Source organism: Arthrobacter sp. MDT2-3, from assembly GCF_059090465.1.
Window position 1 is genome coordinate 395,735 of sequence record NZ_JBNHFS010000002.1, and the last position, 13,801, is coordinate 409,535.

At 63.4% G+C, this 13,801-nt stretch carries 12 protein-coding genes; 3 read left to right on the forward strand and 9 right to left on the reverse strand.

What is annotated here, in order from left to right:
- Nucleotide 1: 1 nt before the first annotated feature.
- The 6 genes from AC5RUQ_RS07435 to ychF all read right to left on the reverse strand — a co-directional run bounded on the left by AC5RUQ_RS07435 (nucleotide 2) and on the right by ychF (nucleotide 7,825).
- A complete protein-coding gene (locus AC5RUQ_RS07435) occupies nucleotides 2–952 on the reverse strand; it encodes an ABC transporter permease (RefSeq protein WP_430225870.1) in 951 nt (316 codons plus the stop codon).
- Entirely contained in the window at nucleotides 942–1,871 is a 930-nt protein-coding gene (locus AC5RUQ_RS07440) for an ABC transporter permease (protein ID WP_256248407.1), read from the reverse strand. The genes AC5RUQ_RS07435 and AC5RUQ_RS07440 overlap by 11 nt, the downstream gene beginning before the upstream one ends.
- Nucleotides 1,872–2,000: 129 nt before the next feature.
- Nucleotides 2,001–3,671: a peptide ABC transporter substrate-binding protein gene (locus AC5RUQ_RS07445; protein ID WP_493946708.1), complete on the reverse strand. Its 1,671-nt coding sequence runs from the start codon at nucleotides 3,669–3,671 to the stop codon at nucleotides 2,001–2,003.
- Nucleotides 3,672–3,951: 280 nt separating this feature from the next.
- Nucleotides 3,952–5,715, reverse strand: coding sequence for an ABC transporter family substrate-binding protein (locus tag AC5RUQ_RS07450; RefSeq protein WP_493946709.1), 1,764 nt, complete (start codon nucleotides 5,713–5,715; stop codon nucleotides 3,952–3,954).
- A gap of 238 nt (nucleotides 5,716–5,953) precedes the next feature.
- The gene (locus tag AC5RUQ_RS07455; RefSeq protein ID WP_493946710.1) at nucleotides 5,954–6,607 is read right to left on the reverse strand and encodes an SDR family NAD(P)-dependent oxidoreductase; all 654 of its coding nucleotides are present in this window, start codon (nucleotides 6,605–6,607) and stop codon (nucleotides 5,954–5,956) included.
- A gap of 132 nt (nucleotides 6,608–6,739) precedes the next feature.
- Nucleotides 6,740–7,825: a redox-regulated ATPase YchF gene (gene ychF / locus AC5RUQ_RS07460; RefSeq protein WP_163162110.1), complete on the reverse strand. Its 1,086-nt coding sequence runs from the start codon at nucleotides 7,823–7,825 to the stop codon at nucleotides 6,740–6,742.
- A gap of 100 nt (nucleotides 7,826–7,925) precedes the next feature.
- On the opposite strand from ychF, the gene AC5RUQ_RS07465 reads away from it, so the two are divergent.
- A complete protein-coding gene (locus tag AC5RUQ_RS07465) occupies nucleotides 7,926–9,155 on the forward strand; it encodes a DNA recombination protein RmuC (RefSeq protein ID WP_493946711.1) in 1,230 nt (409 codons plus the stop codon).
- A gap of 128 nt (nucleotides 9,156–9,283) precedes the next feature.
- On the opposite strand, the gene AC5RUQ_RS07470 is transcribed toward AC5RUQ_RS07465, so the two are convergent.
- Both AC5RUQ_RS07470 and AC5RUQ_RS07475 read right to left on the reverse strand, forming a co-directional pair.
- Entirely contained in the window at nucleotides 9,284–10,363 is a 1,080-nt protein-coding gene (locus AC5RUQ_RS07470) for a 4-hydroxy-3-methylbut-2-enyl diphosphate reductase (RefSeq protein WP_163162106.1), read from the reverse strand.
- A 9-nt stretch (nucleotides 10,364–10,372) separates the two neighbouring features.
- Nucleotides 10,373–11,224: a hypothetical protein gene (locus AC5RUQ_RS07475; RefSeq protein WP_493946712.1), complete on the reverse strand. Its 852-nt coding sequence runs from the start codon at nucleotides 11,222–11,224 to the stop codon at nucleotides 10,373–10,375.
- A gap of 162 nt (nucleotides 11,225–11,386) precedes the next feature.
- Between AC5RUQ_RS07475 and xseA the strand changes: the two genes are divergently transcribed.
- Together xseA and AC5RUQ_RS07485 are read left to right on the forward strand one after the other, a co-directional pair.
- Complete coding sequence (gene xseA / locus AC5RUQ_RS07480) at nucleotides 11,387–12,727, forward strand: exodeoxyribonuclease VII large subunit (protein WP_493946713.1); 1,341 nt, start codon at nucleotides 11,387–11,389, stop codon at nucleotides 12,725–12,727.
- On the forward strand, nucleotides 12,720–12,938 hold the full coding sequence (locus AC5RUQ_RS07485) for an exodeoxyribonuclease VII small subunit (protein ID WP_163162100.1): 219 nt from the start codon (nucleotides 12,720–12,722) through the stop codon (nucleotides 12,936–12,938). The genes xseA and AC5RUQ_RS07485 overlap by 8 nt, the downstream gene beginning before the upstream one ends.
- Nucleotides 12,939–12,942: 4 nt before the next feature.
- On the opposite strand, the gene AC5RUQ_RS07490 is transcribed toward AC5RUQ_RS07485, so the two are convergent.
- Complete coding sequence (locus tag AC5RUQ_RS07490; protein WP_493946714.1) at nucleotides 12,943–13,797, reverse strand: PPK2 family polyphosphate kinase; 855 nt, start codon at nucleotides 13,795–13,797, stop codon at nucleotides 12,943–12,945.
- Nucleotides 13,798–13,801: the final 4 nt, after the last annotated feature.

Below are 13,801 nucleotides of genomic sequence, written 5' to 3' on the forward strand. Positions count from 1 at the left end.
TTCATCGCTGGCGGCTCTTCGGGTCAAGAGCATCACGCAGGGCATCGCCCAGCATGATGAAGCTCAGGACGGTGATGGACAGTGCGGCAGCCGGGTACAGCAGTACTGCTGGGTTGGTGCGGATGGACGACTGCGCCGCAGAGATGTCATTGCCCCAGGACATGATGCTGCCGGGGAGCCCAATGCCGAGGAACGACAACGTCGCCTCCAGCACGATGAACACCCCGAGTTCCATGGTGGCCAGCACGATGATAGGGGCAAGGGCGTTGGGCAGGACATGCTTGATAAGGCTCTGGATCCTGGACACGCCCAGCGAACGGGCCGCCGTGATGAAGTCCGCGTTCCGGACTTCGATCACCGCCCCGCGGGTCAACCGTGCCATCTGTGGCCACGCGAGCAGCACGATGATCATGATGACCGTCCACACGCTCTTGTTTTCGCGGAAGAACGGCAACTGGGTGACAACCAGGGCGCCGAGCACCAGCGGAAGTGCGAAGAAGATATCGCCGAGTCGGGCGATGACGGAATCGACCCAACCGCCGTAGAAACCGGCAAGCGCGCCGAGGGTCACACCGATGATGAGCACACCGATGACGGCGAAGACGCCAACCATCACGGAGGCCTGCGTGCCGTAAATAACGCGGGCGTACACGTCGCAGCCCTGGAAGGTGAACCCGAACGGGTGGCCGGGGGAAGGTGCGCCGTCCGAATTGGCCAACTGGCAGTTGTCATTGGGGGCCGTCTGGGTGAACAGGCCCGGGAAGAACGCCACAACCAGGATGACCAGGATCATCACTGCCGAGACGATGAACAGCGGACGACGGCGGAGCTTGCGCCAGGCGTCTGCCCACAGGCTCAGCGGGGCTTGGTCCGTCTTAACAGCATCCGTTGCCAGCAGAGGGGTTTCCTCGATGGGGGCAACGAAATGCGTGGTGTCTTGGTTACTTTTCATAGCGAATCCTCGGATCAAGCCAGGCGTACAGCAAATCAACCAGCAGGTTGGCGATAACGAAGACCAGCACCAGCACACTCACGATGGCGACGACGGTTGGGCCTTCGCTGCGGAGAATTGCCTGGTAGAGCTTCTGCCCTACACCGGGAACGTTGAAGATGCCTTCGGTTACAATGGCGCCGCCCATCAAGCCACCGAGGCTGGCGCCCAGGTACGTAACAACGGGAATCATCGAGTTGCGGAGGATGTGCGCCATCACTACCCGAGGCCGGGACAGCCCCTTTGCAGTCGCGGTACGGACGTAATCAGCCGTTGAGTTTTCTATTACCGATGCCCGGGTGAGGCGGAGCACGTAGGCGAAGGACACCAGCGCCAGCGCGAAGGCCGGAAGCAGCAAAGTACCCCAGCTGACGTCCGTGCCCACCGTGGGTTTGGCCCAGCCAAGGTATACGCCGAACACCAGCTGCAGCACGAAGCCGAGGACGAAGATGGGAATGGCGATGACAACGAGCGAGGCGAGCAGCACTGATGAATCGAAGATTTTGCCCTTGCGCAGGCCGGCGATGAGGCCGAAGCCGATGCCGAACACGGCCTGGATAACCAGCGCTTCGATGGCGAGCATCACGGTGACGGGGAAGACCCGGCCAAGGGTTGCCGCGATGGGCTGGCCGGTGAAGTCGACGCCCAGGTTGAACGTAAAGAGGTTCTTGAGGAACAGGCCGTACTGGACCCAGAACGGCTGGTCGAGGTTGTACTGCTGGCGGAGCGCCGCGATGACAGCCTCGCTCGGCGGGCGGTCTCCGAAGAGTGCCCTGATGGGATCCCCTGGAAGGGCAAACACCATGAAGTACACCAGCAGGGTTGTGCCCAGGAAAACAGGGATGACTTGGAGCAGCCGCCGGAGAATGAACTGGATCACAGCAGACCCTCCGAGGACTTTGGAGATGTTGGGAAATTCATGTGGGACAGCTTCCTGCCGGTATCAAGGCTATGGGGGCCCGGCTGTTGCCGGGCCCCCACTAGCTAGTTGAGTTGGACGGTCTCAGAACTACTTCGCGGTGATGTTGTAGTACTGAATGACACCGTTCCAGCCGCTGTCCACGTTCGTCACGTTCTGGCTCCACACGACCTGGCGGGCGGAGTACCACAGCGGGAGGTTGGGCAGGTCCTGGAACAGGATCTCCTGGGCCTCGGTGAACTTTGCGTTGGCGTCGTCCGTGGACTTGGCACCCAGTCCTTCGTCGAGGAGCTTGTCGAATTCGGGGTTCGAGTAGCCCTCGTAGTTGGCGCTGGCACCGGTCTTCAGGAGCGGGCCGAGGAAGTTGTAGAGCGACGGGTAGTCGGCCTGCCAACCTGCCCGGGTGAAGCCGGGAAGGGTCTGCGCCTTGCGAAGGTCAAGGATTTCAGCGAACTTGGCGAACGGCTGTCCCTCGGCCTGGATGCCCAGGTTGTTCTTCAGGTTGTTGGCAACAGCGTCGATCCATTCCTTGTTGCCGCCGTCAGTGTTGTAGGCGAGCTGGAGGGTCTTGTCTGCGGGCCAGGGGCTGATGGCATTGGCCTTGTCCCAGGCTTCCTTTGCCTTTGCGGCGTCAAACTTCAGGACCTCGGAACCCTCGACGTTGTCGTTGTAGCCATCCACTGCCGGGGAGGTGAAGTCCTTGGCCGGGATGCGGGTGCCACTGAAGATCACCTTGGTGATCTCGTCACGGTTGATGGCCATGGAGATGGCCTGACGGCGCAGCTTGCCTGCCTCGCCCTGGAACTCGGGCAGGTAGCCCGGGATGTTCAGGGTGGAGTTGCCGGCGTATGGCTTGTTCAGGTGGTTCTCCGGGAAGTCCGTGGTGTACGTCTTCAAGGCGTTGGTCGGAAGGACGTCGGTAACGTCCAGGTTGTTGGCCTGGATGTCGGTGTAGGCGGGAGCCGGATCGGTGTAGAACTTGAAGGTTACGCCGCCGTTCTTCGCTACACGGGGGCCGGCGTAGTCCTCGTTCTTGACGAGTTCAATCTGGCTGTCGTGCTGCCAGGCGCCTTCCTTGGCCATCTTGTACGGACCGTTGCCTACCGGGTTCTCGCCGTAGGCCTTCGGATCGGCGATCGCCTGGGACGGAAGCGGCATAAAGGCGGTGTAACCAAGGCGCAGCGGCCAGTCGGCCTCAGGCTGGGTCAGCTTGACCTCAATGGTCGTGTCGTCCTTGAGGACCAGGCCCGAAAGGGTCTGCGAGGTGGGGGCGGGGACCTCGGTCTCGCCTTCCTTCTTGGTGGCGCTGACAGCGTCGTAGCCCTCAATCGACTCAAAGAAGCTGCTGTTGGCCTGGGCATTGGTGCTCAGTGCAGCAAAGTTCCAGGCGTCGACGAAGCTCTTGGCAGTAACTTCCTCACCGTTGGTGAATTTGGTGCCGCTCTTCACCTTGATGGTGTAGTTCTGGCCGTCCGGGGATTCGATGGACTCGGCCAGGGCGTTGACTGACTGCCCACTGGGGTCATAGCTGGTCAGGCCTTCGAAGAGAAGTTCGACGACGCGGCCGCCATAAACTTCGTTGGTGTTTGCCGGCAGCAGCGGGTTCTGTGGTTCGTTGCTGTAGGCGGTGATGACCTTATTGGGGTCGCCGGCCGACTGGCTGGCACCGTCATTGCTGCCGCCTCCAGCGCCGCAGCCGGTCAGGGCGAGTGCGGCGATTGCCACGATGCCCAGTGCTTTGGAAGTGCGCGCAAAACGCATTCCGCCTCCTATGAGTTGTGGGAGAAAACGAGGGGAATCTTGTGCTTCCCCGCAGGCGAGACGCAGCTTTCAACTGTGACGCAACCTACATATACGAGTAGCCTAACCGCACAAAGTCCAGATGCTGGTACTCCGTTGCCAAACCGTGACCGGCTTGAACTGAACGCCTAGTCGGTCAACGGAAGTTGTGCAAGTCACATGCTACTCGCCGGTAGGCGTAACTGCGAATCGGTAATGTGAACCCTGCCACGTGGCATGCGGCAAGGCATTCAGGCGGCTTCTAGGGCAGCCGCCAGTCCCAGACATTCCACCAGACGCCCAAGAGGCCGGGGCTTGGCTTAACGCCGGCAATCCGGTCACTGAAGGCTGTTGTGCCCACGGTCTGGTACAGCGGGAGGCCGTAAGCGTTCTCCCATACCTGCTTATCGATTTCCGCGAGGAGCTCGTCCTGTTTGGCCAGGTCAGTGGTCCCGGCGAGTTCTTCCATCGCCTTGTCGGCGTCGCCGTCCGAGAATCCGTTGAAATTGCTACCGGCGCCGGTGCGGAAGATCTGCGGAACGCGGCTGACGCCCACCCCGGTGCCGATCCAGCCGAGCAGCGCTGCGTCGTACCCGCCGCCGCCCAGGGCCCTGGCCCAGTCGGCGTTGCCTTGTCCGGCGTCGACAACCTGGAAGCCGGCCAGGGCTGCAGAGTCCCGGATCAGGGCAAAAGCCTGGGCGCGGTTGGGGTTATCGCGGTTGTAGAGGATCCGGACGGTGGGAGTTTCACCATCCAGGAGCGCTTTGGCACCCTCGATGTCCGCCTCGGCATAATCCGCGGACCCGTTGTTCTTCGCGGTGTCTTCGTATTTTGGCTGTCCCGGCAGGAACACATGCGAGTTGAGGGGCTTTGCATCCGGCAGCAGGTCCCCGACGACGGCATCGACAATGGCTTGCCGCGGAACGGTCTTCAGGAACGCCTCCCGGACGCCGTCCCGGGCGAAGGGCCCGGAAAAGCTGAGGTCCAGGTGGTCATACCCGGACTGGTTATAACGCGCAACGGTGATGCCCTTTTCAATCAGGCCCGTGAACAGATTGTCGGTGCCGCCAGAGGGTTGGGGCGAAATGATATCCGCCTGCCCGTTCCTGAGGGCGTCCAAGGCCGCCGGCAACGCGCCGGTGAACCGGATGTTGATTTCATCAAGCCACGGTTCCTGGCCCCAGACGTAGTCGCGGTTGCGGACCAGCCTCATGGAGACCTCGGGGACGATGTCCCGGACGATATACGGTCCGCTGGAGAGGTAGAGCGAGGGGTCATCGGGAAGACCCTTGGTGTCGAATCCGGAGTTCCAGAAGTCGCTGACCTGCTTCAGGGCCGCATTGAGCGCCGGTTCTTCGACGTCCCCGCGAGGTGAGTCCTTGACCAGGTTGATGAGGTCTTCCTCATCGTTCAGGTCGCTTTTCGCGGCCACAACGTGCGCCGGCAGGCCGACGTCGAACGCCACTTCCCAGTCGGCGTACGGCACCTCGTACTCCAGGGTGATGGAACGCCCGTCCGCACCGATCTCGGGCAGAACGGTTCCCGCCAGCCCGCTGGTATCCGCGGCGGTGGAAAAATACCTGGTTCCGGTTCCGGCGATGGGATCGGCGTCGTCGAAGTATCCGGAGCCGGCAGCCCAGCTCAACAGGAGGTCGCCGGCGTCGATCGCTTCGCCGTCAGACCACGTAACGCCCTCGTTCACGGTGTACCTCACCTTGAGCGGCTGGTCGGACACCTTTTCGAAGCGGCCGAACTTTTCATTGCGCACCACGGTGGACGAGTCATCCAGGTAGTAGAACCCTGAGTGCGTGATGTGCCCGACCTTGGAGTTGATGTCCGTGTTGCCATCAGTGCTGTAGGGGTTGAAGGACGAGAAGGCGTTGACCTCGGCAACGGTGGCGCTGCCACCCCGTTTCGACTCTCCCACCACCACGGGAGTGGGGCCTCCCCCGCCCGAGCAGCCCGAAAGTACTACGGCTGCAGCTACCGCTGCGGTGATGAACTGCATCAAACGCCTGACCGGCATGCCGCCTCCTGTTTTCCTTCTGCGGGAGGGGCTCCTGGACTTCGCAGGATCACGCCCTGTACTCAGGATAGTGCGTGAGGCCCCTTGTTTTCCGGTGCCGTCCGCAGCAGCCGTGTTGCCCCCTGTCCTGGGCCCAGCAGGGCTTCAGCACGACGGCGGTGCTCCCGCCGTTTCTCCGGGTCCACGGCTTCGGGGTCCATGAGCTTCTTTTGCGCTCCGTTAAGGGGCTCGGCCGGGACTAGAAGGCGGTGCTGGGCAGATCCTTCTCGCCATCGACGATCGCGGTGATAATCCGCCCTGCAACCAGGTCCGGATCCAGCCCCGCACCGAACTTCGGCGCTGACCCGGCGATCGGATGATCGGACAGAGCCGTGCCAGTGTGGCCTGGGCGGGCGTCCACAATTCGGATGCCCGCGCGGCGATACTCGCGCGCCGCTGCGACAACGAAGGCCGCGAGCCCAGCCTTCGACGCCGAGTATGCCGCCAGACCGGCGACGGGTGCCTCGGCGACAACGCCGCTCAGTGTGACAACGAAGGGCTCCCGGCCCTCACGAGCCGAGGCCGCGAGGTAGGGCTGGCTCTGGGTAATGAGCTGGATCGGACTGGTCGTGTTCACAGCGAAGAGTTCGTTCACTGTGGCGGGGTCAAGGTCTGATGCGGCGCCGAAGGCGACGACCCCGGACGCAACCACTAGCCCGTCGAGGCGTCCGTGCTGCGCATTCGTATCGTCCAGCACCTCCTGGATCACGGACGGGGCGCGCAGATCGTGCCCAGCAGACTTTGACGACCGGGCGACGATGGCGCCTTTACTCTCCAGCTGAGCGGCGATGCGCGAACCGAGTCCGCCGGTGGCGCCGACTACCAGAACGACCGCACCATGAAGAGTGGTCATGGGTAGATCCTAGGTCACGTGCTGCAGGTAGCCCAGCATGGGTCGGTTTTAGAACCCACGGAATGCTCCCATCGCACCAACAGAGAGGGGCCCATCTGCGGAAGCAAATGGCCCCTCTAAAAATTCTGTGGGCTAGACGTTGAAGCGGAACTCCACCACATCGCCGTCGGCCATGACATATTCCTTGCCTTCGATCCTGACCTTACCCCGGGACTTGGCCTCTGCCATGGACCCTGCTTCGACGAGGTCATTGAAGGAAACTACCTCGGCCTTGATGAAGCCGCGCTGGAAGTCGGAGTGGATTACCCCTGCTGCCTGCGGTGCAGTATCACCCTGGCGGATGGTCCAGGCACGGGTTTCCTTGGGGCCGGCCGTGAGGTAAGTCTGCAGCCCCAGCGTGTGGAAGCCGACGCGCGCCAGTTGGTCCAGTCCGGATTCGTCCTGGCCGTTCATTTCCAGCATTTCGCGGGCCTCTTCCTCGTCAAGTTCCACGAGGTCGGCTTCGAGCTTGGCGTCGAGGAAAACGGCGTCCGCCGGGGCAACCATGGCCCGCAGTTCCTCCTGCTTTTCTGGACTGCCCAGGATGGCTTCGTCGGCGTTGAAGACGTAGATGAACGGCTTTGCCGTCAGGAGGCCGAGCTCCTTGAGGTGTTCCATTTCCAGCTTGTCGCTCTTAATGGAAGAGAAGATGGTGTCGCCGCGTTCCAGAACCACCTGGGCTGCCTTGATGGCGGCAAGCTCCGCAGCTTCCCGCTTCTTGATCTTGACTTCCTTTTCGATCCGCGGAATGGCGTTCTCGATGGTTTGCAGGTCGGCCAGGATGAGCTCGGTGTTGATGGTTTCCATGTCGGAGCGCGGGTCCACTTTCCCATCGACGTGGATAACATCGGGGTCATCGAACACGCGCACCACCTGGGCAATAGCTTCGGCCTCGCGGATGTTGGCCAGGAACTTGTTGCCCAGGCCTTCACCCTCGGATGCGCCCTTGACGATTCCGGCGATGTCCACGAACGACACCGGGGCCGGCAGGAGGCGCTGCGAACCGAAGATCTCAGCCAGCTTCTGAAGGCGGGGGTCGGGCAGGTTCACGACGCCGACGTTGGGCTCGATGGTGGCGAACGGGTAGTTCGCCGCCAACACCTGGTTGCGGGTCAGTGCGTTGAAAAGAGTTGATTTGCCGACGTTGGGCAGTCCGACGATGCCAATAGTAAGAGCCACGAGCATTGATTCTACCCGCAGCAGGCGCCAAGGGGTTCCGGGCCGGCGGGCTGAAATGTCGCTTCCGGGAAATGTCACAGCCCCGTGCGACAGTGAGCACATGGATGCTTTTGCGCTGATACTGGCTTTGTTCATGCTGTTGCTGGGAGCCCTTGCGGGCGCTGCAGCCACCTACTTCGCGCTGCGGAAGAACAGCCGCGCCGTGGAAGAGGACTTCGACGCCGTTTCGTCGCGGCTTTCGGAGGTGAGCGCACAGTTTGCCGCGGCCGACGCCGAACGCCGCCTTTTGGCTGCACAGAACCGGGAGTTGGGGGAATCACGGTCCCAGGACGGCAGCGTGCTCCGTGCGCTGGCGCCCGTGGCCGAGAAACTGACGGCAGTGCAGCAGCAGGTGGCGCTCCTGGAACGTGACAGGCTGGAACAGTACGGCCAGCTGGCCCAGCAACTGCAGGAAGCCCGGCTTTCGGATGAGCAGCTGATCCGGTCCACCCATGCCCTGGAGTCCGCCCTGCGGTCCAACAGTGCGCGCGGGCAGTGGGGAGAGGTCCAATTGCGGCGCGTGGTGGAGGCCTCCGGGATGCTCCGCCACGTCGACTTCATCGAACAGGTTCACAGTGCCGGTGGCGAGTCCTCCGTCCGCCCGGACCTTGTGGTCCAGCTGCCCGGCGAGAAGCAGTTGGTGGTTGATGCAAAGGTCCCCCTGTCGGCCTACCTCGAGGCGCAGGAACTCGGCGCGTCCATGGATTCCCGGACGGGGCAGCCCGGGCTGCCCCTGAGCGCAGACCGCCGCTCCCAGCAGGGGCTCCTGGCTGCCCACGCAAAGGCGCTGCGGGCCCATGTGGACTCATTGAGCAACAAGAAATACTGGGACATCCCCGGCAACTCGCCAGAGCTGGTGATCTGCTTCATCCCGGCAGAATCGATTCTGGCCGCAGCACTCATGGCTGATGCCGAACTCCTCGACCATGCGCTCTCGAGGAACGTGGTCCTGGCGTCTCCGAGCACGCTGCTGGCTGTGCTGAAATCTGTGGCCTTCACCTGGCGGCAGGACGTCCTGACGGACAGCGCCCGTGAACTGTTCGACCTTGCGAGGCAGCTGTACGACCGGATGGGAACTTTGGGCGAAAATGTCAGCAAGCTGGGGTCTTCGCTGAAGTCATCCGTGGACCGCTACAACTCCATGGTGGGCACGCTGGAAGCGCGCATCCTTCCCACTGCCAGGAAGTTGAACAGCCTGGAGGAATCGGGCCTGAAGACCCCTCCGGTTGTGGAGGTCACACCGCGCGCCCTGGCCGCCCCCGAACTCCAGAGCGAGGACGAGGCCGCCTGAGGGCAGCCTTCGGGACAAGAACTACGGGGTAAGAACTCCCGAGGTCAGGAATCCGGGCTAAGGAAAGGGCCTGGCAGCCGCAGCTGCCAGGCCCACTCACTTTGCTCCCAGCTTCGACGCCGGCGTTCTTAGCTCCGCGGCCGGCGTCCGCCCAGTGCACGGCTGACATCGCCGGCCTGCTTCAGGGTCGCCCGAAGCTCCTTGGGCAACGAGAACAGGAGATCCTCTTCGGCCGTGACGACTTCCTCAACGGTGCCGTAGCCGTAATCGGCCAGCAGGCGCAGCACGTCCTGCACCAGCACCTCAGGTACGGAGGCCCCGGACGTTACGCCAACCGTTGCGACGCCCTCAAACCAGGCCTCATCAACTTCATTGGCAAAATCCACCCGGTAGGAGGCCTTGGCACCGTACTCGAGGGCAACCTCCACCAGCCTCACGGAGTTTGAGGAATTGGCCGAGCCCACCACGATTACCAGGTCTGCCTGGGGGGAAATCTTCTTGATCGCCACCTGGCGGTTGGTGGTGGCATAGCAGATGTCGTCGCTGGGCGGGTCCTGCAGGGTTGGAAACCGATCCTTCAACAGGCGGACCGTTTCCATGGTCTCGTCAACGCTGAGGGTGGTCTGTGACAGCCAGATGACCTTCTCCGGGTCCCGCACCGTCACCTTGTCCACCTCGTGCGGACCGTTGATGATCTGGATGTGCTCCGGAGCTTCGCCTGCCGTGCCTTCAACTTCCTCGTGGCCGTCGTGGCCGATCAACAGGATGTCGAAATCATCCTTCGCGAAGCGCACGGCTTCCTTGTGGACCTTGGTCACCAGCGGGCAGGTGGCGTCAATGGTGCGCAGGCCGCGGTCCTCAGCGGACTGGACCACCGCCGGCGATACGCCGTGGGCAGAAAAAATCACCAGCGCGCCCTCCGGCACTTCGTCCGTCTCGTCAACGAAGATGGCGCCTTTTTCCTCCAGGGAGCTGACCACATGGACGTTGTGCACAATCTGCTTCCGCACATACACCGGAGGGCCATAGTGTTCCAGGGCCTTCTCAACGGCGATGACGGCACGGTCAACACCGGCGCAGTATCCGCGGGGAGCAGCGAGCAGCACCTTTTTGGTTCCGGATACGGGGGCTGCAGCAGCTACTTCCTCGGGAGAGCGGCGCCTACGCGGGATTGTGGGCATCGAAAGGGAAACAGCTGAGGGGGTCATTACTCGATTCTACCGGGTTGCCCGCGCCCGCTTTCTCGGTATGAGGCCGGCCACAATTCCCACCAGCACCAGGACCCCGCCGGTGATTGCCGCTACCCAGGTCCATATCTGGAAGTCGGCGGAGGCCGCCGCGACGAACTCATCCCTGAAAATGTTGGCCACCTCGTTACCGCTGTCCATAGCCAACACCGCCGCGGAACCTGCCTGCGCGCCCAACGTCCAGAGAGCTGCCAGCAATAACGCGCCAACTCCTGCGGCCACCAGCACCGTCCAGCGCCGGCGGGCGGCAACGAGCGCCAGGAGCAGCGCCACCGCAGATCCCCCGGCCAGCAGGTAGCCGGAGGGAGCATAGGTGCTCAGTCGCTCAATCCATTCCTTGTGCTCCGGCTGGCCCACATTAATGAGCGTCTGCTCCGGCGGGTCCAGGGGAAGCCTGGTGGCACGTGAGATTTCCTCGGAACCCAGCGCCACAAGTGGGGCGACGTCGAGGGTCAGGGTTGAGGCAGCGGTAGCTTCAGGGCTGTTGTCGCCCGTCCCCGCGAAACTGAGGCGGTGGCTTTTCCGGAGTGCTTCTTCCCAGGCAGCGGGGTAGCCGGGAAGACCGGTCAGGGACGCGGCGGCGTCTTCCAGGACCGGCCGGACGAGGTCCGAGAGGAAGCCCGGGACGGCGCTGGTATCGATCGTGCCAATGGCGGCCGCTGCCAGTCCTTGCTGGAACTCTGGATTCCTGCCCAGCGGCGCCGCCAGTTCCACGAAGCCCTGCTCCTGGACAATGCTCCGGTCCAGCCAGATGGCCGGAACTGCCACAGCAGCGAGCAGTACGGCCAGCACGGTGGCGGCAGCGGAAACAAAAGTGCGCACAGCAGGTCCTTCAGGTCGATGGCGGTCAACCCATCCTAGGCGGGCATCCTGGCCGGCCACTGTCAGTCCCGGATGCTACAGCTTATGGATAAGGTTGAATGACCGCCGCACAACAGACGAAGGACCCCATGCCCTCAGCTCCAGCCCCGCAAGGGACTTCGCATGTCTGAACAGGCCTCACTCCCGGTCCCCGGCCAGCAACTGGCGGCACCCACCACCCTTCCGGCGACGGCAGCGGAAACCACCCCTGACAACCCATGGCCGCTGCAGCTCCTCTCGCAGAAGCTGAAAGCCCACATCGACCGCACGCCGTCGGCCTGGGTCGAAGGCCAGGTCATCGAACTGAACCGCCGCGGAAGCAACGCGTACCTGACCTTGCGGGATGTTGACGCGGAGGTTTCGCTGCCGGCCTCGGTGTGGACCAAAGTGCTGGAACGCCAGAACCTGCCGCTGGAACGCGGTTCCCGCGTGGTGGCCCTGCTGAAGCCCGAGTTCTGGATCAAAACGGGCCGGCTGAACATGCTGGTCAGGGATATCAGGCCGGTGGGCCTGGGCGACCTCCTTGCCCGGATCGAGCGGCTCCGCCAGGCCCTCGCCGCCGAAGGCCTCTTTGCCGACTCCCGCAAGAAGCCGCTGCCCCTGTTGCCGCATCGCATAGGACTCATCACCGGCCGCGACTCCGATGCCAAAAAGGACATCCTCCGGAACGCTGCCCTCCGCTGGCCCGCGGTGGAGTTTGAAATCCGGGAGGTTGCCGTCCAGGGAAATACAGCTGTCTCCCAAGTGGTGCGCGCGTTGCGGGACCTGGACGCCTTACCGGAGGTGGACGTTATTGTCATCGCCCGCGGCGGGGGCGCCCTGGAAGACCTCCTGCCCTTCAACAGCGAAGAACTGATCCGGGCTGTGGCAGCGGCCTCCACTCCCGTGGTGAGTGCCATCGGCCACGAGGCGGACAGGCCCCTGCTGGATGATGTCGCCGACCTGCGCGCATCCACTCCAACAGACGCCGCCAAGCGCATCGTGCCGGAAGTCTCCGAAGAACTGGCAGGGGTCCGCCAGGCCCGCGAGCAACTGCGCCGGTGCATGGAGCGCCTCGTGGACAGGGAATCGGACCGCCTGGCTTCCCTTCACTCAAGGCCCGTCATGGCTGCACCCGAAGGCATGGTGACCAACCGCTCCGAGGAGATTGAGCGGCTGCTCCGAAGGTCCTCCGCGGCGGTGAGCTCCACCGTGGTGCGGGCCGCTGACCAGCTGGAGCACATGAAGGCCCAGGTACGTGCGCTGTCTCCGCAGAAGACGCTCGACCGGGGGTACGCCGTCGTCGAACTCGCCGATGCACTGGCAGCACGCTCCACCAACTCGGGGCACGCCGTGGTGCGCCGCCCGGCGGAGGCGCCGGCGGGAACGCCGCTCTCGGTCCGGGTGGCGGAAGGCCGTTTCGGCGCCACGTCCACGGGCAGGCTTGAACAGCACATATCGGAAACCGGAGAACCCAATGACTGAGCAAAAGCCAGGAAACGACGTCGCAGCGCTGAGCTATGAGGAAGCCCGCGAGCAGCTCATCGCAGTGGTGGGCAGGCTCGAGGCAGGTGGCGCCAGCCTGGAGGAATCCCTGGCGCTGTGGGAGCGGGGCGAAGCGTTGGCCGCACGGTGCGAGGAATGGCTGGAAGGCGCCAGGAAACGGCTGGCCGCTGCCCGCGACCAACCGCTGTAAAGCCTCAGGAACGGAGGATCAGCTCCCGCTCGGTTGCGACGTCGAACTCGGCCTTGGGCCACTCAAGGTTCAGCCCGGCCAGTGCCCCCAGGAGCAGCTGCTGCACTGCGATCCGGGCGTACCACTTCTTGTTGGCCGGAACCACGTGCCAGGGCGCGTCCGGAGTGCTCGTTTCATCGATGGCCGCCTGGTACGCATCCATATAGTCCTCCCAGAACGCCCGCTCATCGAGGTCGCCCCGGCTGTACTTCCAGTGCTTGGCCGGGTCGTCCAGCCGGGCCAGCAGCCGCGCCTTCTGCTCTTCCCCGCTGATGTGGAGCATCACCTTGACGACTTTGGTCCCCGAGTCCGCAAGACGTCCCTCAAACTCATTGATTGCCACATAGCGGCGTTTGATCTCATCGGGGCTGGCCCAGCCGTGGACGCGGTGGATCAGCACGTCCTCATAATGGGAGCGGTCGAAAACGCCCATCATGCCGGCAGCCGGCACTTCCTTCTGGATCCGCCACAGGAAGTCATAGGACTTCTCCTCATCCGTCGGAGCCTTGAAAGCCTTGAACTGGATGCCCTGGGGGTCGGTGGCGGCCATGACGTGGTTTACGATTCCGCCCTTGCCTGCCGTGTCCATCGCCTGCAGGATCAGCAGGATCCGCTTCCGTCCGCCAAAGCGTGACTCCGCGAAAAGCTTCTCCTGCAACTCGCCCAGCTCGTCATCCAGGTCCGCCAGGAGGGCCTTTCCGTCTACTTTGCTGCCGCTGTAGCCGGGCGTGGAGTCTGGATCAACGTTTGCCAGCGAGAACCCCTCCCCCGCCCGAAGGGTCTCGGAGGGGTGCTGGTCGAATTGGACGACGCCGGCCATGGGG

Excerpts from the sequence above, each read along its gene's own strand:
- AC5RUQ_RS07435 (WP_430225870.1), bottom strand. The coding sequence starts at position 952 with ATGAAAAGTAACCAAGACACCACGCATTTCGTTGCCCCCATCGAGGAA.
- AC5RUQ_RS07445 (WP_493946708.1), bottom strand. The coding sequence starts at position 3,671 with ATGCGTTTTGCGCGCACTTCCAAAGCACTGGGCATCGTGGCAATCGCC.
- AC5RUQ_RS07450 (WP_493946709.1), bottom strand. The coding sequence starts at position 5,715 with ATGCCGGTCAGGCGTTTGATGCAGTTCATCACCGCAGCGGTAGCTGCA.
- AC5RUQ_RS07455 (WP_493946710.1), bottom strand. The coding sequence starts at position 6,607 with ATGACCACTCTTCATGGTGCGGTCGTTCTGGTAGTCGGCGCCACCGGC.
- AC5RUQ_RS07465 (WP_493946711.1), top strand. The coding sequence starts at position 7,926 with ATGGATGCTTTTGCGCTGATACTGGCTTTGTTCATGCTGTTGCTGGGA.
- AC5RUQ_RS07470 (WP_163162106.1), bottom strand. The coding sequence starts at position 10,363 with ATGACCCCCTCAGCTGTTTCCCTTTCGATGCCCACAATCCCGCGTAGG.
- xseA (WP_493946713.1), top strand. The coding sequence starts at position 11,387 with ATGTCTGAACAGGCCTCACTCCCGGTCCCCGGCCAGCAACTGGCGGCA.
- AC5RUQ_RS07485 (WP_163162100.1), top strand. The coding sequence starts at position 12,720 with ATGACTGAGCAAAAGCCAGGAAACGACGTCGCAGCGCTGAGCTATGAG.
- AC5RUQ_RS07490 (WP_493946714.1), bottom strand. The coding sequence starts at position 13,797 with ATGGCCGGCGTCGTCCAATTCGACCAGCACCCCTCCGAGACCCTTCGG.